At 56.5% G+C, this 23,412-nt stretch carries 22 protein-coding genes and 2 pseudogenes; 12 read left to right on the top strand and 12 right to left on the bottom strand.

Going from position 1 to position 23,412, the window contains the following annotated elements:
* Positions 1-332: phosphoketolase family protein (locus G520_RS0110370; RefSeq protein WP_028535603.1), on the top strand; the 332-nt coding region annotated here is incomplete at its 5' end.
* A gap of 266 nt (positions 333-598) precedes the next feature.
* On the opposite strand, the gene G520_RS0110365 is transcribed toward G520_RS0110370, so the two are convergent.
* On the bottom strand, positions 599-1,348 hold the full coding sequence (locus tag G520_RS0110365) for an SDR family oxidoreductase (protein ID WP_028535602.1): 750 nt from the start codon (positions 1,346-1,348) through the stop codon (positions 599-601).
* 100 nt (positions 1,349-1,448) lie between these two features.
* Between G520_RS0110365 and G520_RS0110360 the strand changes: the two genes are divergently transcribed.
* Entirely contained in the window at positions 1,449-1,823 is a 375-nt protein-coding gene (locus G520_RS0110360; RefSeq protein ID WP_036665992.1) for a winged helix-turn-helix transcriptional regulator, read from the top strand.
* A 65-nt stretch (positions 1,824-1,888) separates the two neighbouring features.
* Here the strand turns inward: G520_RS0110360 and metE are convergent, their stop codons facing one another.
* The gene (gene metE / locus G520_RS0110355; protein WP_028535600.1) at positions 1,889-4,165 is read right to left on the bottom strand and encodes a 5-methyltetrahydropteroyltriglutamate--homocysteine S-methyltransferase; all 2,277 of its coding nucleotides are present in this window, start codon (positions 4,163-4,165) and stop codon (positions 1,889-1,891) included.
* Between the two features lie 170 nt (positions 4,166-4,335).
* Between metE and G520_RS0110350 the strand changes: the two genes are divergently transcribed.
* Positions 4,336-5,277: a LysR family transcriptional regulator gene (locus G520_RS0110350; RefSeq protein WP_028535599.1), complete on the top strand. Its 942-nt coding sequence runs from the start codon at positions 4,336-4,338 to the stop codon at positions 5,275-5,277.
* 58 nt (positions 5,278-5,335) lie between these two features.
* Here the strand turns inward: G520_RS0110350 and ntrC are convergent, their stop codons facing one another.
* From ntrC to G520_RS22375, 3 genes are all read right to left on the bottom strand, one after another.
* Positions 5,336-6,775: a nitrogen regulation protein NR(I) gene (gene ntrC / locus G520_RS0110345; RefSeq protein WP_036665991.1), complete on the bottom strand. Its 1,440-nt coding sequence runs from the start codon at positions 6,773-6,775 to the stop codon at positions 5,336-5,338.
* Between the two features lie 68 nt (positions 6,776-6,843).
* On the bottom strand, positions 6,844-7,896 hold the full coding sequence (glnL, locus tag G520_RS0110340; RefSeq protein WP_028535597.1) for a nitrogen regulation protein NR(II): 1,053 nt from the start codon (positions 7,894-7,896) through the stop codon (positions 6,844-6,846).
* Between the two features lie 330 nt (positions 7,897-8,226).
* Positions 8,227-8,628 (bottom strand): DUF4124 domain-containing protein, encoded by a 402-nt coding sequence (locus tag G520_RS22375; protein ID WP_051229312.1) that lies wholly within the window; start codon positions 8,626-8,628, stop codon positions 8,227-8,229.
* A gap of 168 nt (positions 8,629-8,796) precedes the next feature.
* Between G520_RS22375 and G520_RS0110330 the strand changes: the two genes are divergently transcribed.
* Together G520_RS0110330 and G520_RS25365 are read left to right on the top strand one after the other, a co-directional pair.
* Positions 8,797-9,219, top strand: coding sequence for an acyl-CoA thioesterase (locus G520_RS0110330; protein ID WP_028535596.1), 423 nt, complete (start codon positions 8,797-8,799; stop codon positions 9,217-9,219).
* Positions 9,220-9,875: 656 nt separating this feature from the next.
* Positions 9,876-10,070, top strand: a complete 195-nt coding sequence (locus G520_RS25365; RefSeq protein ID WP_028535595.1) for a hypothetical protein — start codon at positions 9,876-9,878, stop codon at positions 10,068-10,070.
* Here G520_RS25365 and G520_RS25360 read toward each other — a convergent pair.
* From G520_RS25360 to G520_RS25815, 5 genes and pseudogenes are all read right to left on the bottom strand, one after another.
* A complete protein-coding gene (locus tag G520_RS25360; protein ID WP_028535594.1) occupies positions 10,045-10,425 on the bottom strand; it encodes an MFS transporter in 381 nt (126 codons plus the stop codon). The two genes, G520_RS25365 and G520_RS25360, sit on opposite strands and share 26 nt — an antisense overlap.
* A 191-nt stretch (positions 10,426-10,616) precedes the next feature.
* The gene (locus G520_RS0110315; protein WP_028535593.1) at positions 10,617-11,225 is read right to left on the bottom strand and encodes a LysE family translocator; all 609 of its coding nucleotides are present in this window, start codon (positions 11,223-11,225) and stop codon (positions 10,617-10,619) included.
* Positions 11,222-11,896: a B3/B4 domain-containing protein gene (locus tag G520_RS0110310; protein ID WP_028535592.1), complete on the bottom strand. Its 675-nt coding sequence runs from the start codon at positions 11,894-11,896 to the stop codon at positions 11,222-11,224. Before G520_RS0110310 ends, G520_RS0110315 begins: the two co-directional genes overlap by 4 nt.
* Before the next feature lie 623 nt (positions 11,897-12,519).
* Positions 12,520-13,914 carry an aminotransferase-like domain-containing protein gene (locus tag G520_RS0110305; RefSeq protein WP_028535591.1) on the bottom strand — a complete coding sequence of 465 codons (1,395 nt, stop codon included), beginning with the start codon at positions 13,912-13,914 and terminating at the stop codon, positions 12,520-12,522.
* Between the two features lie 32 nt (positions 13,915-13,946).
* Positions 13,947-14,288: pseudogene (locus G520_RS25815) on the bottom strand (IS3 family transposase); the annotation flags it as partial.
* Positions 14,289-14,992: 704 nt separating this feature from the next.
* Between G520_RS25815 and G520_RS0110300 the strand changes: the two are divergent.
* The 6 genes from G520_RS0110300 to G520_RS0110270 are packed head-to-tail and all read left to right on the top strand — an operon-like array spanning position 14,993 to position 20,852.
* On the top strand, positions 14,993-16,105 hold the full coding sequence (locus tag G520_RS0110300; protein WP_211222803.1) for an MFS transporter: 1,113 nt from the start codon (positions 14,993-14,995) through the stop codon (positions 16,103-16,105).
* Positions 16,083-16,355, top strand: coding sequence for a 2Fe-2S iron-sulfur cluster-binding protein (locus G520_RS24410; protein ID WP_084637569.1), 273 nt, complete (start codon positions 16,083-16,085; stop codon positions 16,353-16,355). Before G520_RS0110300 ends, G520_RS24410 begins: the two co-directional genes overlap by 23 nt.
* Before the next feature lie 12 nt (positions 16,356-16,367).
* Positions 16,368-17,120: a hypothetical protein gene (locus G520_RS0110295; protein WP_051229311.1), complete on the top strand. Its 753-nt coding sequence runs from the start codon at positions 16,368-16,370 to the stop codon at positions 17,118-17,120.
* 32 nt (positions 17,121-17,152) lie between these two features.
* The gene (locus G520_RS24405; RefSeq protein WP_246542734.1) at positions 17,153-18,412 is read left to right on the top strand and encodes an ATP-grasp domain-containing protein; all 1,260 of its coding nucleotides are present in this window, start codon (positions 17,153-17,155) and stop codon (positions 18,410-18,412) included.
* Positions 18,409-19,578 (top strand): ATP-grasp domain-containing protein, encoded by a 1,170-nt coding sequence (locus tag G520_RS24915; RefSeq protein WP_156876918.1) that lies wholly within the window; start codon positions 18,409-18,411, stop codon positions 19,576-19,578. The genes G520_RS24405 and G520_RS24915 overlap by 4 nt, the downstream gene beginning before the upstream one ends.
* Complete coding sequence (locus G520_RS0110270; RefSeq protein ID WP_028535587.1) at positions 19,575-20,852, top strand: ATP-grasp domain-containing protein; 1,278 nt, start codon at positions 19,575-19,577, stop codon at positions 20,850-20,852. The genes G520_RS24915 and G520_RS0110270 overlap by 4 nt, the downstream gene beginning before the upstream one ends.
* Before the next feature lie 47 nt (positions 20,853-20,899).
* Here the strand turns inward: G520_RS0110270 and G520_RS24910 are convergent.
* Together G520_RS24910 and glnA are read right to left on the bottom strand one after the other, a co-directional pair.
* A pseudogene (locus tag G520_RS24910) lies at positions 20,900-21,114 on the bottom strand (integrase core domain-containing protein); the annotation flags it as partial.
* Positions 21,115-21,263: 149 nt separating this feature from the next.
* The gene (glnA, locus tag G520_RS0110260; RefSeq protein WP_028535586.1) at positions 21,264-22,682 is read right to left on the bottom strand and encodes a type I glutamate--ammonia ligase; all 1,419 of its coding nucleotides are present in this window, start codon (positions 22,680-22,682) and stop codon (positions 21,264-21,266) included.
* A gap of 277 nt (positions 22,683-22,959) precedes the next feature.
* On the opposite strand from glnA, the gene G520_RS0110255 reads away from it, so the two are divergent.
* On the top strand, positions 22,960-23,412 hold the full coding sequence (locus tag G520_RS0110255) for a rhodanese-like domain-containing protein (RefSeq protein ID WP_028535585.1): 453 nt from the start codon (positions 22,960-22,962) through the stop codon (positions 23,410-23,412).

Raw genomic sequence — 23,412 nt, 5'->3', positions numbered from 1 at the left:
TGTTCACGACGGACAAGCCGATCGTGTTTGCGTTCCACGGCTACCCTTGGCTGATCCACCGTCTGACCTACCGTCGCAACGGTCACGACAACCTGCATGTGCGGGGGTATATCGAGGAAGGGACGACGTCGACGCCGTTCGACATGGTGGTGATGAACCAGGTTGACCGGTACACGCTGGCGATGGACGTGATCGACCGGGTGCCAGGGCTGAAGGGTATAGGCGCGCATGCCCGGCAGCGGTTCGCGAACAAGCTGATCGAGCACAAGCAGTACATCCATGCGCACGGGGATGACATGCCGGAAGTCCGCGACTGGAAGTGGCCGCTCTGAGCGGGGCACGCGCTAGGGAAAGCGGCCGCCTGCGGCCGCTTTTTTTATTTCACCATGCCCCAGTGCCGCATTTCGCTGGGCAGCGCCACCGCAAGACATGGCGGTGTCAGCAATGACTTGGCCCAGCCGGCTCCGACCGTCATGCCGCGCTGCGCGCGCAGACTTGCGGCGAGGCGTGGATGCGACAGCGCGGATCCCGCACATGCCGGTGGCGTTCATTGCCGGGAACAGGGGTCACGAAAAATAGCAAGACGAGTGCCGTCCCCTCATAGCCTGCCCACTCCGCCATCCACCTGCAGTTCTGCGCCGACGACGAAGCTGGCCTCGTCGGAGGCCAGGAACACGGCGGCCTTGGCCAACTCCCACGGCCTACCCAGACGGCCGAGGGGTACCCGTTTCCTGATCTGGTCGCGCAAGGCATCTTGCTCTTCCGGCGGCAGGCCCAGCTTGCCCAGCGCAGCCGTCTCGGTCGGGCCGGGGCTCAGGCCGTTGACCCGGATGCCGCGTGCCAGCAGTTCGCCAGACAGGGTGCGGGCCAGCGAAAGCAGTCCCGCCTTGCTCGCGGCATAGGCACTGCTCTGCGGCAGGCCGATGTGGGCGCTGACAGAGCCGCACAGGATCACGGAGGACGGGTTCGCCAACAGGGGCAGCAGGGACTGGACGAGAAAGAACGGGCCCTTGAGGTTGATGTCCATGAGCCGGTCGTAAGCGCTCTCGTCCCATTCCTGCAACGGACGGTGGGTCACGTCGCCAGCATTCACGTACAGCACATCGAGGCGCGGCCACTGCTGCGCGATCCGTTGCGCCAGCGTGCGCTGACCGGCGATATCGCCGGCATCGCTCTGAAGCAGCAGCACGGAATCGCCCAGTTCCCGGCCCGCGGCGGACAGGGCGGTCTGGCTGCGCCCTGTGATGGCGACCGTGGCGCCTTCGGCCAGGAACTGGCGTGCGGTTTCCAGCCCGATACCGCTGGTGCCCCCGGTGATGAGTGCGTATTTGTCTTGAAGTCGTGGCATGCCGTTGCTTCCCGAAGAGAATGGAAACGGTATTATTCAATCAATAGTATACTTTGCATAGTAGGCACCGTTTGGATACTAAAGGAGCGAATGGACAGCCATGGCACTTCTCGACAACACACGGCCGCAAGTGATTCCTGCGGAGGTCCGATCTGCGGAACGCTGTCCGATGGTGGACTTCGTGAACCTGATTTCGGGCAAGTGGGCCATCCCCATCCTGTACCGGCTGATCGTCATCGATGCCCCCGTGCGCTTCAGCGATCTGCAGCGCGCGGTGGCGCCGATCACGCAGAAGGAACTGACCAAGCAACTGCGTCTGTTCGAGCAGCGCGGACTGGTCCGCCGCACGGTCTACGCCGAGGTGCCGCCACGGGTGGAATACGAGGTTACCGAGCTGGGCAAGACCTTGCGGGCCACGTTGGACTCGCTGGCCGGCTGGATGCGAAGCCATGGGGAGCAGCTGGCGCGCGCGTGAGACGGCCGCGTGGGCATCCACCGCACTATGCGCACCGGTCGGTCCGCCGACCGGTGCCGCGCCTGTCAAGCGGGCCGCCATTCGCGGCGCACATCGCGGACGACTCCGACCATGGTACGCAAGGCGGCCTCGACCTCGGCCCAGGTTCGCGTTTTCAGCCCGCAATCGGGATTGACCCACAGCCGCTCGACCGGAATCACGGACCGTGCGCGATCGAGCAGGCTGCGCATGGCCGCCGCCGTCGGCGGGCGCGGGCTGTGGATGTCGTAGACGCCGGGGCCGATTTCGTTGGGGTAGGAGAAATTCCCGAAGGCCTCCAGCAGCTGCATGTCCGAACGCGATGTTTCGATCGTGATGACGTCGGCGTCGAGCGCGGCGATCGCCGGCAGGATATCGCTGAACTCGGCGTAGCACATATGAGTGTGCACCTGGGTTGTGTCGGCCAGCGCGCGGCAGGCCAGTCGAAAGGCGGCCACCGCCCAGTCCAGATAGGCTGGCCGCTCGTCGCCACGCAGGGGTAAACCTTCGCGCAACGCCGGCTCGTCGACCTGGATCACGGCGATGCCGGCGGCTTCGAGGTCGAGTATTTCCGCGTTCAAAGCCAGCGCGATCTGGCGGCAAACCTGTGCGCGCGGCAGATCGTCGCGGACGAAGGACCATTGCAGCAGGGTGACCGGACCGGTCAGCATTCCCTTGACCGGTCGCGCGGTCAAACTCTGTGCATAGCGCGCCCATTCTACGGTGATCGGCGCCGGGCGTTCGACATCGCCAAAGAGGATGGGCGGCTTGACGCAGCGGCTGCCGTAGCTCTGTACCCAGCCGAGCCGGGTGTGGGCGAAGCCGGTCAGAGCGGCAGCGAAGTATTCCACCATATCGTTGCGTTCGGCTTCTCCATGTACCAGCACATCGAGGCCGATGGCCTCCTGGCGCGCGATGCAGGAGGCGATTTCCCTGCGCATCGCCTCCTGGTAGGCCGCCTCGCCCAGCGCCCCCTGCCGGTACGCGGCACGCGTTTCGCGGATGGCTGCGGTCTGCGGGAAGGAGCCGATAGTGGTGGTCGGCAACAGCGGCAAAGCCAGCCGCTCGCGCTGCAGCGCCGCACGCTGTGCGTAGGGACTGTCGCGTCTGGGGGCGTCAGCGGCGAGGGCGGACACTTGCGCTTGAACCCGGGGGAGATGAATGCGCAGGCTGCGACGCCGGGTCTCGCACGCGTAGCGGCTGCCCGCCAATTCGTTTTCGATGGCGGCGGCGCCGAGTTGCAAGCCACGCTGTATCGTTTTCAACTCGTTGAGCTTCTGCACCGAGAAGGCGAGCCAGGTTTTGATGTCCTGTGCCAGGTCGATTTCCTGGGCCAGGTCGTATGGACAATGCAGCAACGAGCAGCTGGGGGCAAGCCAGGGAGCCGTGCCGAAAGTGCTTTGCAGGGCATGGACCTGCGCCAGCACGGCGTCCAGGTCGGCGCGCCAGACGTTGCGTCCGTCGATGATCCCGGCCGAAAGAACGCGCCCGGCCGGCCAGTTGGCCGCGAAAGCGGCGGCCTGATGGGGGGCGCGCACCAGGTCGAGGTGCAGCCCGGCGAGCGGGAGGGCATTGATCCAGCCGGCATGGGCGTCGATCGGCCCAAAATAGCTGGCCAGCATCAGCCGCGCCGGCGAGGCGCATAGCGCACGCCAGCTCTCGCCGGCCGCGGCGACCCAGTCCGGCGGCAGATCGAGCACCAGCGCCGGTTCGTCTATCTGTATCCAGTCGGCGCCGGCGGCCGTCAACTGCCCAAGCAACTCGACATAGGCCGAAGTCAGCGCCGGCAGCAGGGCAAGGCGATCGAAACCGGCCTCGAGGCTGCGCCCCAGCCAGAGCAGGGTGAGCGGGCCGATCAGTACCGGCTTGGCCGGGATGCCGAGCGCCTGCGCCTCCCGCCACTGTTCGAGCAGCGGCGAGGCATCGGCATGGAAATGCATGTCGGCTTCCCACTCCGGGACCAGATAGTGGTAATTGGTATCGAACCACTTCTTCATGGCCATGGCCTGTTGGGTCGCGTTGCCGCGGCCGAGTTCGAAGTACTGTGCCGCTGACAATGCCGAGGCCTCGAAGCCGAAGCGCCGCGGCAAGGCGCCGAGCAGGCGCAGGTTGTCGAGGACATGGTCGTATAAGGAAAAGTCGCCGACCGCGACGCGGTCGACTCCGGCCCCGCGTTGCAGTAACCAGTGCCGCTGCCGCAGTTCGCGGGCCTGGCGCGCCAGGCCCGCTTCATCGCACTCGCCATGCCAGTATGCCTCCAGCAAGGTTTTGAGTTCGCGTTTGGCGCCGATGCGCGGAAAACCGGAGAGGTGGACTAGGGTCATTCCATTTCCTTGGAGGGTCGAAACCCCGCCCCTTCAGGGCGAAATCGCGGCGCTACCCCGGTCTGAAGGCCGGAGATGGGGTTGTCGGGTGTCGGGGAGAGGTTCGAGCATCGGGCATTTTGCTGTATGATGCAATTTCATTATATTTGTCATCTTGGTGAAAAATATTCATGAAACAAAGCCCGCTCGAGTTACGCCACTTGCGGACCGTGCAAGCGCTGGCCGAAACCGGCAGCGTATCGCAGGCGGCCAAGCGGCTGTTTTTGACCCAGTCCGCGTTGTCGCATCAGATCCGTCTGCTGGAAGAAATGTATGGTCTGGCCCTGTTCGAGCGAAAAACCGTGCCCTTGAAGTTTTCGCCGGCCGGAGAGCGCTTGCTGGCACTCGCGCGCACCATGCTTGCCCAGGTCGCCGCGGCGGAACGCGATCTGGCGCGTCTGCGTCAGGGCGATGCCGGCGAGTTGCGGGTGGCTGTCGAATGCCATACCTGCTTCGACTGGCTGATGCCGGCGATGGACATCTTCCGCCTGCATTGGCCGGCCGTGGAGCTGGACATTGTCTCGGGCTTCCATGCCGATCCGGTCGGCCTGCTTGTGTCAGGACGGGCCGATCTCGCGGTGGTGTCCGAAGCAGAAGAGCAGGACGAAGTCGTCTATCTGCCTCTGTTCGCCTACGAAATGGTGCTTATCGTCGCGCGCGATCATCCGCTGGCCGGCAAGCGGGTGTGGGAGGCCGCGGATTTCGCGGACGAAACCTTGATCAGCTATCCGGTGCCGGATGCGATGCTCGATCTGATGCGCAAGGTGCTGAAGCCGGCCGGCGTCACACCGGCTGCGCGCCGCAGCAGCGAGTTGACGGTGGCCATCATCCAGTTGGTGGCGAGCCGGCGCGGGGTGGCGGCGCTGCCATTCTGGGCGGTCAAGCCGTATCTGGAGCGAGGCTACGTCGTGGCCAGGCGGATAGGTGAGAAGGGTTTGATCAGCGAGCTGTACGCGGCCTTGCGCAGCGCAGACGCCGAGCTCGCGTACGCCCGGGATTTTGTTGCGACGGTGCGTGAAACCAGTTTTGCGACCTTGCCGGGTTTGTCGACCCTGGACCCGGCGGGGAGCTAGGCGCTCGCGCGGCGGGAGGCCTGCCGACGACGGGCAGCGCTCTCGCCGCGCGCGGCTTCTAGTCGCGCTCGGTGCCGCTCATGCCGAGTTCCTGCATTTTCCGGGTCAAGGTGTTGCGTCCCCAGCCCAGCAACTGTGCGGCTTCGACCTTGCGCCCGCCGGTATGCGACAGGCCCGCGCGGATGCAGCTCTCTTCGAAACGGCGAGTGAGGTCATCGATGATGCCGATCTCGCCCGCCTTGAGGCGGCGCGTGACTTCGTCCGCCAGACCGCGCGCCCAGTCCTGCGCCCGAGGCGGCTGTGCGGAAGCGGTGTCTGCCGCAACCGGTTCTTCATGAATCGACGGCGCGCGCAGTTCCGGGGGCAGATCGGAGACCTCGACGGTCTGGCCGGGCGCCATCACGCTGATCCATTGGCACAGGTTTTCCAGTTCCCGGACATTGCCTGCGAAAGGATAGGCCTGCACGAACTCCATCGCCGTTTCGCTCAGGCGCTTGGTCTCGACGCCGAGATTGGATGCGCTCTTGGCCAGGAAATGGCGCGCGAGCAGCGGGATGTCCTCGCGGCGCTCGCGCAGGGGAGGCAAGCGCAGCCGGATGACGTTGAGACGGTGGAACAGGTCTTCGCGGAACTGTCCGTGGCGCACCCTATCCTCCAGATGCTGGTGGGTGGCCGCGATGACCCGGACATTGGCCTTGATCGGTGTGTGCCCGCCGACGCGGTAAAAATGGCCGTCTGACAGCACTCGCAGCAGGCGCGTCTGCAGTTCGATCGGCATGTCGCCGATTTCGTCCAGGAACAGTGTGCCGCCTTCGGCTTCTTCGAAGCGGCCGCGGCGCGTGGCCAGGGCGCCGGTAAAGGCCCCTTTTTCATGGCCGAACAGCTCGCTTTCGAGCAGGTCCTTGGGAATGGCTGCAGTATTCAGGGCAATGAAGGGGCGCGTCGAACGCACCGAATGCCGGTGCAGGGCTTCGGCCACCCGCTCTTTACCCGTGCCCGATTCGCCGGTGATGAGGACGGTGACGCTGGACTGCGACAGGCGGCCTATGGCGCGAAACACATCCTGCATCGCGGGAGCCTGCCCGAGCAGGACGGGCAGGGCATCGGCATCGTCGCCCGCATCGCTCGACGGTACGCTCTCGGCCAGCGCGCGCTCGATCAGGGCGACGGCCTGGTCGACGTCGAAGGGCTTGGGCAGATATTCAAAAGCGCCGCCCTGGAAAGCGGAAACGGCGGAGTCGAGATCGGAATGCGCGGTCATGACGATGACCGGCAGCTGGGGATGCTCGGCCTTGACCCGCGACAAGAATTTCAAGCCGTCGGTTCCCGGCATGCGTATGTCGCTGATGATGGCGCGGGGCGTGGCGTCGTAGAGCGCATTGAGCGCATCGTCGGCACTGGCAAAGCTGTCGAATGCGATTCCGCTTCGACCTAGCGCTTTTTCCAGTACCCAGCGGATCGCTTTGTCGTCATCAATGATCCATACCGGGTTCGTCATTATGGGTGGCTCCTTTATGCTTATGTTTGTATCTCAATCCCGAACGGCAGCCGCTGCAGGTGCCCCACTCAGTCGTTGGTAAACGGCAACATCACGGTAAAACCGGTCTGGCCCGGGCGCGATTCGAATTCGATGCTTCCGCCGTGCTGATGCACGAAAGCCTGCGCCAGTGTCAGGCCAAGGCCCGTGCCTTCGGCCCGGCCGGTGACCAGCGGATGAAAGATGTGATCGCGGATGTCCTCCGGTATGCCGGGGCCATTGTCGACAATCTGCAATTTCAGTGCCAGGGCATAGCGCTTGCGCGCCAGCGTCACCTGCCGGGACACCCGCGTGCGCAAGACCACCTCGCCTTTTCCCTTCATCGCCTGCACCGCGTTTTTGACGATATTCAGCACCACCTGTATCAACTGCTCCTTGTCCGCGATCAGGGCCGGCAGGCTGACGTCGTAGTCGCGCCGCACCGACAGCGAGGTCGGGTACTCGGCCAGAACGATGCTGCGCACGCGCTCCAGCACTTCGTGGATATTGATTTCGCTGCTGATGTGACGCCGGTGCGGGGCCAGCATCCGGTCGACCAGCGACTGCAGGCGCAGGGCCTCCTCCTTGATGACTTCGGTATATTCCATCAGCTCGGGGCGGTCGGCGATTTCATGTTCGAGCAGCTGTGCCGCGCCGCGGATGCCGCCGAGCGGGTTCTTGATCTCGTGCGCAAGATTGCGGATCAGCTCGCGATTGGCCTGGTGCTGCAGCAGGCGGCGTTCTTCGTTGGCGATCTTGAGCTGCTGGTCGAGCGGTCGCAGCTCAAGCAGTGCCAATCCGGCGTCCGGTTCTATCGGGGTGATCGACAGGGCGATGTGCAGGGGAAGATCGTTATGCAGGGGCAGGAGTTCGAGGTCATGCTCGATATAGCTGGCATTGTGCTGCAGCGAAGTGTCGAGCGCGAGCAGCAACGGCTGGCTGTCGCGGAACAGATCGCCGAGCTTGTGCCGCAGCAGCTCGCGGCGGCCGAGGGCCAGCAAGCTTTCGCAGGCGGGATTGACGAATTCCAGGCCGCCGTCGGCTCGGACGATCAATACCGGCGTTTCCAGGAGATCGAGGCCGGCATAGGATTGGATGGTCATGGATGGCGGTTCCGAATGACAAAGCGTCAAGACTCCCCTAAGCAATAAGCGAACCAGTAAGCGGCACGATAGTAGGGATGCATGACTTATTATGGTGCAAATCGGAGGGGGAGGTAAGCGCGTCGCCCGGAGCCGGTGCGCGAGCGAAAAAAAAACCGCCGCGCCAGCGCATCGTTAGACGCGACCGACGCTGGCGGGATCATAAAGTCATCATTGCTGGCCAAACGGTTGGAACTGAAGATAAACGCAAATGATTGCCATTGCCAATTGATCTATGCAATGGGCCGATATCCAAAAGCAATTGGAGCATGGCCGGTGCGCGGGACGATCTCAGTGCACCATTTCGGTGCTTATGGCGGCGATGTTCTTTTCATGTTCGGTCACCGCGGCTTGCAAGGAGGCCACCGTTCCGCGATCGCCCGCGCGCTGCAAGGCATTGCGGGCTGCCGCCAGCGCCTTGCGCTCGTTGTCCAGCTCCTGTTGCAGTATCTGCCGCCGCGTCTGGTCGCGCCGCTGCTGCGTGCCGGCGTCGACTTGCGGGCCCGCGTTTGCACCGTTGCGGCGCGGCGACTTGACCGGGGCGAGCGGAAACGGCCGCGCGCCGGGCAGCGGCAGATTGGTGAACGTGACGGTGCCATCACGGTCGACGTAGCGGTAGACCGTGCTGTCCGCGAGCAGCGGTCCGCTGCACAACAGACCCAGGCTCAGAATCAGGGTGGGGCGTATCGACATAGCGCTATCTTAGGCAAAAACGCGGGCGCGGCACAGTGGCCGCGTCGCCCGCATCGGCGGGCGGCAGCGATGCTGCAACAGGATGGCCATATGAAAGGCGTACACTTCAATGATGCCGTGAGTCTGTGCCAACCTTGTCTACCACGACATCCGACCGAGGGGTACGCCATGTTGCTGCCAAGCGAACACGATTATGAATACGAGCTCAATGTCGTCGCCGACGACATCGACGAGATGGGCCATGTCAATAATGCCGTCTACCTGAAATGGGTGCAGGCGGCCGTGCAGCACCAGTGGTACCGGCTGGCTCCGAAGGACGTGGCAAGCGCCCATCTGTGGGTGGCGCTGAAACACGAGATCAGCTACTTGCACCCGGCCTTTCTCGACGACCACGTGGTGGTCCAGGTGGTGCTGGAAAAATTGCAGGGCGCGCGCGCGTTCTACAAGACGCTGATCAATCATGGCGACGAGGTGCTGGCCGAGGTCAGAAGCTGCTGGTGCTGCCTGGATGCGAGCAGCCGCAAGCCGGTCAGAATCGCCCGCGACATCATTTCGCGGTTTCTGGCGCCGGACCCGGAAGGGCACTGCTGACCGTTTCGCGTGCAGTACATGAAAACCCGCTACGGCACCGCCTTTGGCCTGTGGGGCAGGCGTCGGTCCATGTCCTCACCCACGCAGGCAGAAGCCGGCGCCTGGACGACGAATCCCGCTCCGTCCCGCGCTCATGCTGAGCTGCCCCCGGTGTTGGTGGGGCGTTGGCGGGCGGCGAGCCGAGGTCCGTCGCTCTGGCTGCAGTATTCGTATCTTTGTATAACGATGTGTTACGTTCATCCGTGCCGAAACGGGGGCAGAACTCTGCTGTGCGCCAAGTTGGTGCAAGTGAATGGGCGTTATGTCTGATCGCCGCCATCTTGTCCAATGCTGTCGACTATGTCGTGCCTTAGCATCGAGGTCGCCTGTAAATGCGATAGGACCATGCAGCCAAATCGCAGCAAGTGGACGCGCCCCGAGCAGAATGGATGCCCACGCCTTTATGCTGGACTGGCGGCTAGCGGCTGCCAGAAGCTGTCACTCGTCTTTCAAGCCTTTCTGCACCTGCCATGACAATGGCAGAGCCAGCAGCAGAAGGGCGGCTAGCGCCATCGCTGTGGTGGGCACTCCGGCGACGTCGCCGAGGCGACCACATAGGCGGCAATGCCCCGCCGCCTATGGTTCCGGTATAGAACAGGGCGAAAGCATGATCGCGTTTGCTGCCAGCACCTGCCAACTCCGGCACGGCACCATACCGCACCGAAGAGGTCCCATTCAGCGCCAATCCAAGCAGCGGCAGCATCGCCATCGAGCTGGACAAGGGCAGCCATATCGCTATCAAGATCATCAGCGAAGTGGCGGATTCCGTTAACCAGACCGTTTTCATCATTCCGATGCGCGCACCCAGATAGCCGCACAGCAGCTTGCCGAAAGCGCGCCGGCAAATAGCAGCGACAGCGACAGGCCGATGCCGGCGGTACCGGCGCCCTTGCTTTTCAACAAGAAAGGCAGGAAGGTCAGAAACCCCATTCGCACCGCGCTATCCAGCATTCCGGTCAGCAGTAGCGCGCGCATCCCGCAGCGCGAGCCCTGGCTCGCTGCTGCACGGCCCGCCTTGACTGCCCCTCGCGCGACATCTAGCCGCTTGGGCATGATCCACCACAGCATGCCGGCTGCCGCCAGGGCGAACAGGCCCATCATGCTGACGCTGGCTCGCCAACCGACCACCGTCAGGAGCAGTCCCACTGCCGCTGGAATCAGGGTCATAGTGCAAACTCAAGGCGCTATCCTTTCATCCCCGCTTTCAGCCATGAAATAACCATCCGCTTCTGCTTGAAAACTATCTGTTTCAAGCGGCTGATATCGACCCGATACCGCAGGGGAGACGAGAGCCTGGCATCGACCTATTTACATGGCGGTTCAGACTCTTTTGGCGTCACTTCCTGCCCTGGCGTTAATCAATGAAGCCACACCAATCGTGCGGCCAGCAATACAAAGGCGGTCGAGAATACGTAGCGCATCCTTCTCAGCACCGCGGGCCGTTCCAGAACGTGATTGCGCACTGATGCCGAGAAAACGCCATATATGATAAAAACGGCAAATGTGACTGCCATGAAAATCAAGCTGAGCTGCAGCATGCGTGGCATGGGATTCGGCTCCCTTGGCGCGAGGAACTGCGGTAGAAAGGCGAGAAAAAAAATAGACAGCTTGGGATTCAGAAAATTAAGCAAAATACCGGAAAGAATGACCGAGCCTGGCGAGCGAGGTGCCTTGTTCAGCTCAATACATAATACCCCGCTACTCTGGAGTGAGCTCCACGCCATCCACAGCAAGTAGGCTACGCCGCAGTATTTGACAATTTCGAAGGCTAATATGCTTTCGTGCAATAACGCCGCAAGGCCTGTAACGGCTGCCAGCATATGCGGGACGATACCCAGGGTGCAGCCGAACGCGGCGACTATGCTTGCACGCCAGCCATGAGCCAGGCCAGCCGCCACGGTGTAGACCACCCCGGTACCTGGCGAAGCCACTATGATCAGGGAGGTGATAAGGAATTCCGCAGTCATGCCACTTTTACCTCCGCGATATCGGTCTGTGGCCAGACATCGGTAAGCGATGTTTTCAATACGGCTAGCAGGCGGAGCAAGTCTTGAGGCGCTTGTGGGTGCAGCGCCTCTGCAACGATCAAGGCTGTCGAGGTCGAATTCCGTACCGCGGATACGGCGCTTTGCCGGTTACACCACCTTCTCGAATGAGCTTGTCCTGCCTCGTCCACGTAAATTATTTCACCAACATGCGGTTGCTCTATCGAGCCATCAAATGCGTGGTAGATTTCGCTTCCATTTGCAGGACGTACGCAGAGCTGTCTCCCTTCGATGCGATCGATGTCGAAAACTGCAATGGGAATGGCATGGGCAATTGAAACCGCGTTGCATAGATCGATGAGAGGATGGATCTGCGGCAACAGCCCCTCTTTGCGAAACCGCCGTAGCAAGGCTTCTGCCGCGCAACGGTATTGAGTAGGCTTCAAGCCCATCTGTGCGAATGCTTGTCGCCATGCCGCTATCTCTGCGAAACCTCTTTCATCGCCCGACTCCAAGCGTTTGGCTGCCAGTCGCCATAGGGCTGCAGAGTGCTCGACAGTCGAAGTCTTGGCATCGATTCCATGCACAAGGATGGACTGCGTGGTCAAGGATGGAAAACGCTGGCGGATAGTGCTCGCATAGCTGAAATTCAAGGCCGCTCTCCTGTTGGAACCATAAAAGCCCAGTCTGCCCCCTCGTGAAAAAGGTGGTCTTGAATGAAATTGCAAACGCGAGAGTTGAAATGCCTTGAAAGGTTTACCTTGCCGACATGTCAAATGTTTAATAAAAAATGTATTTGAAATTATTTGTCATTTCGCTGTGATCTGCGAATCCACTGACATGAGATGCCTGCGCCAGCGGCATGGCTGCAGCAGTCAGATGCCTGGCATATTCGATGCGCGGCTAAGGAATATAGGCATGAGGTGTTGAAGCAGTCAGACGTGTGAAGGCGCGACGCGAAGACGTTGAAAGCGGCTCGCCTCCGCCTCTTGGTCAAGCCGTTCAAGAGACATGGGTTTTAACGGCTCATCGTCAATCACGGTCTTTGCCCGGACTTCCGCCGTACTCGGCATGAGTGATACAGGCCGTGGCTTATCCAGAAGCTGTTCAAGCAATAGAGGCAGCGCCTCATCAGCTCTCGCAATGACCTGGGAGGCAAAGTGCAGCCATTTACCGATGGCGTGTTCCGTTCCCGATGGGCATGCCGTCATGCCCATCACCCGGGTCGGCTGATACAAGATCAGCGGTGAGAGAGCATGCCATCAATCGATTCATCTCATGCCAGCAATGACATGAATTTTTCCCGAACCCGCCTGTCATCGCTGTGCGCAATATTGAAGCGCACAAAGCGGCTAGCCTCTGGCCGCTGACTGAACAGCGTACCGGGAGCCAGTACGAGATCCAGTTGAAGTGCCGCCACAGACAACGCTTCGCTGTCGAGACCATCGGGCAATTGCGCCCAGTAAAACATTCCACCTTCGCAGGCATAGGGCAAAGTACAGCCAGCCTCCTTCAACCAATCGGCAACACGCAACCCCGATTCCATCAAGCGTAAATTGACGCGCTGCAGGTGCTTCCCATAGTGACCTTCGCTGAGCATGCGATAAACGATCTGCTCCAGAAGCTCCGAAGTTAACCCCCCACTCATGAGTTTAAGGTTGGTGAGATCAGCGGCGAGCTGCGGGGACGCTGCGATGAAGCTGACCCGGGCATTTGCGGAAAGCATTTTGGAAAAACCGGAAACATAGGTGATGGCTTCGAGTCCGGCCAGGGCCGCTAGCCGAGGAGGAGGGGTGCTATGGATGTCGCTGTAGAGGTCATCCTCAATGATGTGGAGCTGATGTTGCTGTGCCAATTGTAACAGGCGAAACGATTGACTTGGCGTGAAAGACAGGCCAGTAGGGTTTTGCAGGACGCTGGCGGTGAGGTAAATACGTGGCTTATGGTCCGTCAATACCTTTTCAAGCAGATTGAAATCAAGTCCTTCAGGGCCACGCGGAATGGTAACAACCCGCGCCCCGTGCAGAGCCAGATTGGCATGGAAGTTGAAGTAGCAGGGATCGTCCAACAACACGACATCGCCAGGTCGAATCAGCAGACGCATCAACATATCGATAGCCTGCATCGTATTTGACGTAGTGACGATCTGTTCGGCAGGTATCGAGAGGCCCATGGATGCGAGTTTTTCCCGGAGCGCCTGTTTCAGTGGCAGATAGCCGCCAGGAACGCCGTATTCTGCCACGCGAAGAAGACTGGAGCGAACAGTGCTGCGCATGGCCTGGCGCATGGCATCTGACGCCAGCCACGATTCGGGAAGAAAACCACAGCCTGGACGAAGGGCTCCCTGGGCGGTGATCAACGAGCGCCGCAGAACACTGATGACATCATGGGGTTGTAGATTGCCGGGGGAGGGGAGGTTAGGCCCGATGCAGCGACGAGCGACAAAATACCCGGCCCCTTGGCGCGAAGTGAGCAAACTGCGGCCACGCAGGCGATCGAGAGCCTCGATCACGGTGAATTTGCTTACCCCAAGCGCCTGTGTCATCTCGCGTATCGCGGGCAACTTTGCTCCAGGCTGTAAAGCCCCGTCCGCAATGGCAGCGGCGAGGTGCTCGACAATCTGTTGTACCTTGGGGATGCCTTCTTGGAAGGTTATTCTTAGGATATTCACAAGTTAGACCTATAGACCGAATCGCCCCTGCATCAGTAGACAATTTCCTGCCGGTTGAAATATTGCCGTTCAAACTCTACCGGAGAAACGCCGCCAGCATAAGCATGACGGAGCTTCGGGTTGTAAACATCACGATGTAATCGGGCAGATCGCGCCTGGTCTGTCCGCGATCCCGATAGATGTTTCGCCATATCCGTTCCCGCTGCGGTAGCCGTTGCCGCGGCGGCTCATGCCCGGCTGCAGATGGTGTGCAGCCAGGAAGGCTTGCCGTCATGACGGCTGAACGGGCGGCCCCGACCGGAATGCACAATGACTGACTGCAACGGCCTACGGCGCCAGACCGCCATCATGAGGTCGTTGATCGCCAGCCTTCGTGCGTGCGGATAGAGGCCATATCCGTTACGCCGACCTGATAGGGGGCTTAGCCGTTGATTTGTTGTTCCAATCGGTTCGGTGCCACAACCGTTCGCGCAGCATAGCGCCCAGTACGGCGAAGGCAGGCTGATCGAGAACGTCGTCCCTCCGGCACGCGTTTCACGTCAGCCTTCAGACGCGGATTTCTTCTGACGGCTTGCCTACCGCCGCGTGATTCTCTATCGGTTGCGTATAGCGCTTGAGCACTGATACAGCCTGTGTTGCAGCACACCCAGGCGGACAGGCTGCCCGTTCGGATAGGCCGCGATCTTGAATATTCGGGGTAACGCTGGGTGCTCATGACGTCCCATGAGCGCCTCATTGTAAGGCAAGAAAGTATCCACTGCACTCGGGCAATTCAAACTTTACAGGTCATTCTACCGGTAAAGTCATGTCAATTCTCTAGTCACTTAACCTTACTGCTTTTTATCTCTGCCATTATTATTCATCCAGATTAATTGAATAGTACGAGCAATCAATACATGGGCTCAATTGAAAAGCGCAATGATGATATATCGCATGGCGGAATGGTTAGCGATCATTGCAACAGAGCTGCCATAGAATAAAAGCAAGAGCGGGCAAGCGTGTGTGCTCGGGTTTCAAATGCTCATGCCGGCAAAGCCATCATTTTTGGCTATCACGATTATATTGCAGGAACTGGCAGGTGGTGACGATGCAAGTATCAAATATACTCACTGTTTCAAGCATTAACTACCGGTTTATTGTCATTCGCATGGTGACAGCGGTTTCATTATTTTCTGTCTTGGGTAAAGCCAATGTATGGCTTGATGCCAGTACTAACGGTGTTCTTGCACTCGGCTACCGTGCCTTTCTACTGTTGACTCCGCTGACGCTCGTCTGGTTTGGTACGCAGTCACTGAGCATTACTCTACTCATCGCTGGATGTGGCTTGCTTATTTTTGCTGCAAGCAGTAATCCAATTTTTACTGTGTTGGCTGCATTGTTACTCGTTTACGGTATATCTATTGCAGGCTATCTAATCAAGAGTGAGGCTTCGCGCTCGAAAGAGGGCGCTGCTTACAACAAAATAGCGTTGAACCTGGGTAGTTTACTCGCCGGTTTGATCCTGATTATTCCTGAATTGAGCCCTTGTCTGTTTTTCGTCGGCGCCGCCCTGGTCGTGCTGCTATGTGTGCCTATCGCATGGGGCGAGGTGTCGCCAGTCGTATCCACTCCCGTTGCCAGCAGGCATCGCAGTTTGAAGACAAAACTAACCTGGAGCATTGCCGGGATAGTCATAGGCATCAAGCTATTCTCTGTATTCTCTATTCTTCCCCAAGCAATTATCCAGAAAACAGGGAGGTTACCCGAGTGGTACGGGTTGATGCTTATTCTGAATAGTGCAGTCGTCGTTTTGCTCCAGATGCCAGTGATGCATCTGATCGAGCGTACGGGACGATTCAAGCTTCAATGCATTATCGCCATGATCATTGTCGGCTTTGTGGTGCTTTCAGTACCTGCGACCTTCAAGGTTCACACCTTTTTCGGAGCGACAGTATGGCTGACAATCCTGTCGATCGCCGAGTGCTCGCTGAGTTATCTGGATTATTTCGCTGCTCGCAGGGACGCAATGTTCGTCAAGGAGGTCTCTGTTGGGCTCGGCACAGGATTAACCGTTGTCATCATGCGTATGCTGCCTTCATCGATCAACACACAATTAATAGGAATACTGGGAGTCGTTGGAATTTTCGTTTGGTTGCTACTTAATCGAAAAGATCTGGAGTCGCTGTTACATGCCGATATTGACATTCGTTAAAGCTGGAGTCTCTGTTGAGTTTACTGATGCCATCGATTTGATTGAAATTGAAGACATAATAATGTTTGGTTGCAAATCTGGAAACTGTGGAACTTGCGCGATCAAAGTTATTAATGGTGCAGAGAACCTGACCAGAAAAACCGCAAGGGAAGATCGATTGTTTGAACTTATCAAAGAAAATGATTCGTCGATGCGGTTGGCCTGCCAGTGCAAGGCATTTGGTGATGTAGTATTAAGTGAAGTTAACTAGGAGAAAATTTCTATGGAAAATCGCAATCGTATCACCGACCGCTCTATCTATCGTTGCAAACCATTCCTTAGCAAAGAGGAAAGTGCAGAAGCAAAGCAAGAAATTGACAAGTTCCTTGATGAAAAAATTGAAGAATGGAATCGTACTGTGCCTTTTGCCAAGCATTTCGAAGGCAAGCAGATCGAGATGCCATACTACAGGCAGTCACTAATTGAGCATGCATGGCGCATCCGATTGATGCGAAGTGCACAAGCAAATACATTACATAAAGTATCGAAGCTGCACGCGGAGGCCGCAAAGCTGTATGCCGCTTATCAAGATGAGGAAATGCTGCATGATATTCTATTCATGCAGGATGCAGAACGAATCGGTGTAACGCGAGAGGAAATTTACAAAACCGAGCCGAGTTTTTTTACGCGCCTATTGGCAGGATACCTGTATTTTATTGCGGAACATGAAAAACCACTTGGTGTGATCTGCTATAGCTATCTTGTTGAATATACAACGCAGAAAATTACTCCTAAGCAAATAAAGGCGCTCACGGATTCTATTGGAAAAGATAAGATTGTTGGACAGTCAGCACACCTGAACACTGATTTGGTAGAAGATCATTCGCAAGATATGTGGGATATTCTGAGTTTATTGATTGATAGTCAAGAGGATTTGATTGATGTCAAACGGTATTTGTCTGAGATTCAAGAACTTTTAAAAATGTTCTTCGCAGATATTTATCGACTCTATGGTGTAGAAAAACAAGCCGCATGATAGTGCCACCCCTGGTTGGGGTGGCTTTAAATATGGATAGAATGATGAAAAATGGGTTTATTATTTTATCGCATCAGGGATTGTCTCAAGTTGGTCCCCTGGCTGAAGAAATTAATCGTCGGGGATATCAAGCTTGTGTGCTCTCATCTAAATCATCTCGCGGCCTGCAACCAGACTGGCTTAATAAAGTGGAAATTGTCAGTTTCACTGATGGTTATTCATTAAATAAACACGATGTTGATGTGTTTGTGTCATCGTTAAGTAACGATATTAAATTAGTAGGTTGTATTTCAGTTTGGGATGGGTATCGAAGCATAATGGCTTATGCTAATAAGGTGCTGAGGGCTAATGATATTGATGTTGAAATAGTTGATTTGCTCCGGGATAAGCTATTAATGCGTAAAACTCTTATGCAGAATGGGTTGTCTAGAAAAAATGTATTTATACTTGATCAAGAGCTATTTGATCAGCTGACGAATCTACATCACTACTTCATCAAGCCTAGAGTTGGTCTTGCCTCTTTCGGTGCATTCCGAGCTGACAGAATTGTTTCGTATGATGAACTAGAGCCCTTGCGTCAGTTGGCCTGTTCCGATGCTGCATATTGCGGAGTTTTCGATGAAGACATGCAATTTATTATAGAGGATTATATCAATGGAATTGAATGCAGCTTTGAAGTAAGTGTTGGAATCGCAGGGGTTGCTGTACATGCTATTCACGAAAAAGTTGACTTGCAATCGCATAGCCGTACGACTTTAGAGAATGCATGTGTCTGCCCTCCTATTTCTCTGTCTGAGAAGGAATGTGCAGATGGTGTTGATTTTGTATCTAGATGTCTTATTGCCCTAGGTATCGACACTGGCGTCTATCACATCGAGGCACGGTATCACTCTGACGATGGCTGGGAAATTATCGAGATAAATCCTCGGATCGGTGGGGCCTATATCGTTGATAGCACTCGTCTTCATAGTAATGCTGACCTTTTATCATATTGGGTAGGGTTGATTGTCGGCGACGATATCTCCTTTGATTCTGAGAAACATAGGAAAACTTTCTTTCGTGTGTTTTTTGGTGAAAAGGGTAGAACTATCAATCGTTTGACCCGCAACGAAACTGGGCTACCCGTTTTGATGGACAAGTTGTTCATCAATGAAGGTGAGCACTTACCAGACGTTGAGCGTGAAATTTTTGTAGGTCAGGCTTTATGGGACATCACTTCTTTGTCATGCTCAGCGGTGAAGTCGTTTATTTCCGCGAGTGAAACACACTTCATAGTCGAGTACCGCACATGAATATTGTCATTCTTCATCGAATTCCATTCGATAAAATTCGTTATGACCTGGCAATCGACCATTTTGAGCACAACGTTACATATCTTTGCCTTGCCGGAGGTGGATCTGATTTGCCATCAAGCGCCAATAAGAAAATAATGGATTGTGCCTCCTTTGATATCAGCTATGTAATTGAAAAATTAGATGCACTATTAAATAATGCAGATCGATTGATAGCAAGGTCTGAATATGATCTGCTGCCTGCCGCATTGTTGCGAGAGCATTATGGAATCCAGGGAGACAAAACTCAGGATGTACTACCTCTTCGTGACAAATTTTTAATGCGCACACTATGCCGTGACGCAGGGATATGCCAGCCAAATTTCTGGAGTGTTGAAGATTTTTATCGTACAACTCCGACTGCAGGACGCTATTTGATAAAACCTCGGATGGAAGCGTCAAGTGTTGGTATTGTTATTGGTAGCGTTAATGAAATACTAGCTCATCTCAATGAATTTTCAGATCATAAAACAATATTTATTGAGCAATTTGTTCCTGGTGAAGTTTTTCATGTTGATGGATACGTTAATTCTGGAGAATTGATTTCAGCCATAACAAGTGTATATGTGGGGGATTGTTTAAATTATACTTTCGGATCACCTCTGGGATCAGTCCAGACCGCCTATGATTCCTCTTCGATTGATTTGGCTAATCGAACACTTAAAAAATTAGGGCATCGTGATGGAAGTTTTCATTTCGAAGGTATTTTAAGTGATGATGGAAATTACCTCTTCCTCGAGGTGGCATGCCGGGTTGGTGGAGCTGGTGTAGCTGAAACTTTCGAACTGAAAACAGGAATCAATCTTTATCAAGTAGATCTACATTATCAGATCTATGGCCAGTGCCAACAATTTTATCCAGTTGAACAATCCACGTGTTTCGGGTGGTTTGTCTATCCTGGACATCACTATAGTGGTCAGCTGGAAATTCAGTTTGAATCAAATAAATGGATATCTAACCTAGTATCGTACCAATGTAATTCTCAGCCACGTGGGGTAAAAGTTGGTTTTACGTATGCGCCCGATGCATCTCCACTGAACGGCATTTTGCGTGGTAAGCCTGAAGAGTTAAAGTCCATCGTTAAACGTATCTTTGATGAAACTCAAGTATGTGAGGTCGCGCAATGAGCAGATGTCTGATTGTTGTCGGGTATAACAATGTACGCATTTACGATATCGCCAAGTTGCGTGCTATATGTAAAAGTCATCATAATGCAAAACTTGTTCTGATTACTGAGCATGCCCAAGCACAGGACTATTCTACTGCAGATGTCGTGATTAGCACATCCTTGGGTAAGGATATGCTTGAAGGATCACTTAAATGTGTGCTTGATACCTTGAAGCAGCTCGATTTTGAATTGATTGGCGTCTTGCCATTCTCAGACCGTGGGGTATTGCTGGGCGCGGCCCTGACGACGTATTTCGGCTTGCCGGGCGTTTCTCCTGAAGATGCCATGGCCGGTTTGGATAAGCGGGTTTTCCGCCAGCTCGACCAAGCGGCTTCTCCGTATCCCGATGGTTACAAACCTGTCTTCAGTGTTCAGGTTGAGTCTCTAGATGCGCTCATTTCTGTCGTCAACCGGTTAGGAGGACATGCCTTTGTCAAGCCTGCTAACGAGGGTAACAGTCGTGGCTGCCAGGTTATCTGCCATCCAGATGAGTGCGCTAAAGCATGGGAACTGTTGGCTCCCTATCAGGGGGGCGGCGTGATTGTCGAAGAGTTGATAGAGAATGCTCAAGAATATAGCTGGGACTATGTTGCGGGCCATGTATGGATCACAGAGAAACACACCACCGAGGATGAGTTCCGGGCCGAGATGCAGCAGATCGTTCCAGCGCGATTGCCTGAAAGGATCGCAAGAAGGATTGATGCAGCTGGTGACTACATGCGTCGATTGGTGTCAGTGGATAACGGTGCTTATCATAACGAAATCTTCTGTAATGCCGATATGACAGCAGCGGTAGAAACCAATATGCGACCGGCAGGCATGCATATCTGGGACCTTGCTAAAGACTCCTTTGCCGATTTCAATCCTTGGGAAGTGTGGGTGAACTGGTCGGTTACAGGGGAGTGGAATAAGGTACCGCTCAATCTTGTCAGATACAGTGGCATTCGGATGATCCGTGCTCCAAAGGATGGTACTTTGCTTGCAGTGCCTGACATTGTGGAGCTTGGGCGTGCGATGGGTATCCATGTCGAGAACGCTTCGTATAGCAAGCGCATTGGTGATCGAGTGACAGCAAAGGTGACGGATAATTCACTGTTCGTTGGAGAAATCATGCTGCATGACAGTAGTTACGATTCATTAACTGACAAGTTGAAGCGGTTGGCTGCTGAGGTGGAGGCTCAATTACAGATTGCTGCTGAAATATTGTCAGAGCCAATTCATTCTAATGCATAGCAACGCGCGCTATCGTTAAGTTTAATATCATGAAAACCCGGTTAGCTTTAGGTTGCTAGGTCAGCCACCATGACCTGCCGGGTTTTTTCGAAGACTCTGGATGACGTCCTGAATGCACTGGGTGGCATGTTTTTCAAGCTCGAAAGCGGTCGAATTTCGTTGCATTGCCTTCTCCAGCTTTCCATGGCACAACTTCTTAACCGTACCATCGACAGACATTCGTCGCGAAATTTCCATTGAAGCTCTCTTCCGTGCCGTCCTTTGTATCCTGCCGTTTCGATACGCCACTGAGCATGCCGTCGATGGCGGGGCACACCCGGCAGTGGCGGGATCTCATATGAAAAAACCCGCAAAGCCCTGGGGCTTGCGGGTTTAAGGATCGCTTTGGACGTCGTCAGACGTCCGGCGCTATCACAGGCTGTAGTACATCGAGAATTCAACCGGGTGCGTGGTCATGCGGGTCAGGTTGACTTCTTGCATCTTCAGTTCGATGAAGGCGTCGATCCATTCGTTGCTGAACACACCGCCACGGGTCAGGAACTCGCGATCCTTGTCCAGTGCGTCGAGGGCTTCGTCGAGCGAGGCGCAGACGGTCGGGATCAGCTTGTCTTCTTCCGGCGGCAGATCGTACAGGTTCTTGTCGGCCGCATCGCCCGGGTGGATCTTGTTCTGGATGCCGTCGAGGCCGGCCATCAGCAGAGCGGAGAAGCACAGGTACGGGTTGGCCAACGGATCCGGGAAGCGCGCTTCGATACGGCGGGCTTTCGGGCTCGCCACGTGCGGAATGCGGATCGAGGCCGAGCGGTTCTTGGCCGAGTAGGCGAGCTTGACCGGAGCTTCGAAGTGCGGAACCAGACGCTTGTACGAGTTGGTACCCGGGTTGGTGATGGCGTTCAGAGCCTTGGCATGCTTGATGATGCCGCCGATGTAGTAGAGGGCGGTATCGGACAGGCCGGCATAGCCGTCGCCTGCGAACAGGTTCTGACCGTCTTTCCAGATCGACTGGTGAACGTGCATGCCCGAGCCATTGTCGCCAACGATGGGCTTGGGCATGAAGGTCGCGGTCTTGCCGTAGCTATGGGCCACGTTTTGTACCACGTACTTCAGGATCTGGGTCCAGTCGGCGCGTTGGGTCAGGGTGGAGAAACGGGTGCCGATTTCGTTCTGGCCGCCGGTCGCCACTTCATGGTGATGCACTTCGACCGGCACGCCCAGTTCTTCGAGCAGCAGAACCATGGCCGAACGCAGGTCTTGTGCGGAATCGACCGGGGGAACCGGGAAATAGCCGCCCTTGATGCCCGGACGATGGCCGGTGTTGCCGCCTTCGAATTCGGTGGCGGAAGACCAGGCGCCTTCTTCGGAAACGATCTTGACGTGACAGCCGGACATGTCGGAATGCCAGGTGACCGAGTCGAAGATGAAGAATTCGGGTTCGGGGCCGAAGTAGGCGGTATCGCCCACGCCGGTCGCCTTCAGGTACGCTTCAGCGCGTTTGGCGATGGAGCGCGGGCAACGGTCGTAGCCCTTGCCGTCGGCCGGGTCGACCACGTCGCAGGACATGAATACGGTCGGCTCGTCGTAGAACGGGTCGATCTTGGCGGTTGCCGGATCGGCCATCAGCAGCATGTCGGAAGCCTGAATGCCTTTCCAGCCCGCGATGGAAGAACCGTCGAACGCGTGACCGTTTTCAAACCAGGCTTCGCCGTCTTCCAGCACGATGCGAGCCGGTAACGATACGTGTTGTTCCTTGCCGCGGGTATCGGTAAAGCGAAGGTCAACGAACTTGACGTCGTTTTCCTTGATCAGTTTCAGTACGTCTGCAACCGCCATGATGATCTCCTAAAAGACTGCGTGCACCAAAAGGTATGCTGGGAAAAGGCTCTGCTGCTAATTAGCACGAAGTGTGCCAGACACTGTCGTGCGCTTCGTGCATTGTGGCATAAGGCTATCGCTGCCGTCATCGTTTGTCTTGCGCGCCAAAAAGGTGCTGCCATTTTTTGTTGTGCACTATTATGGTGCGCAAACGAAGTTTGCTCTGGCCCCTACTATTTCTGATAATCAGAGCACACGAACGGCGCCAAGATGCCGCATCCAGAGGAAGACAGACATGAGTCAGATCAAGCAAATTCTCGATGCCGCGCAGGAGCGCGGCGCACGGCTCGGCTTGCCGTATTCGGGGGCTGTCTCGCCGGTCGAGGCCTATACGTTGTGGAAGCAGGTGCCGGGGGCCTGTCTGGTCGATGTGCGCAGCAGTGCGGAGTGGGATCTCGTCGGCATGGTGCCCGACTCGGTGCGAATCGAGTTCCGCCATTATCCTGGCATGACGGAAAATCCCCACTTCATGACCCAGCTTGCCAAGCAGGTCGATCCGGAGAGTCTGGTCCTGTTTCTGTGCCGCTCCGGAGTTCGTTCCGACGAAACCGCGCGGCTGGCGGCGGCGGCCGGTTTCAGTCATGTCTATAACGTGCTGGAAGGCTTCGAGGGCGACCGCAACGCGGACGGCCAGCGCGGCAGCACCGGCGGCTGGAAGGGGCGCGGGCTGCCCTGGCGACACGCTTAG

This window comes from Paludibacterium yongneupense DSM 18731 (assembly GCF_000422925.1).
GTDB classification, from domain to species: Bacteria; Pseudomonadota; Gammaproteobacteria; order Burkholderiales; family Chromobacteriaceae; genus Paludibacterium; species Paludibacterium yongneupense.
Note: the sequence above shows the minus strand (reverse complement) of the source record. Positions and strands in the feature narration are given on the sequence as shown.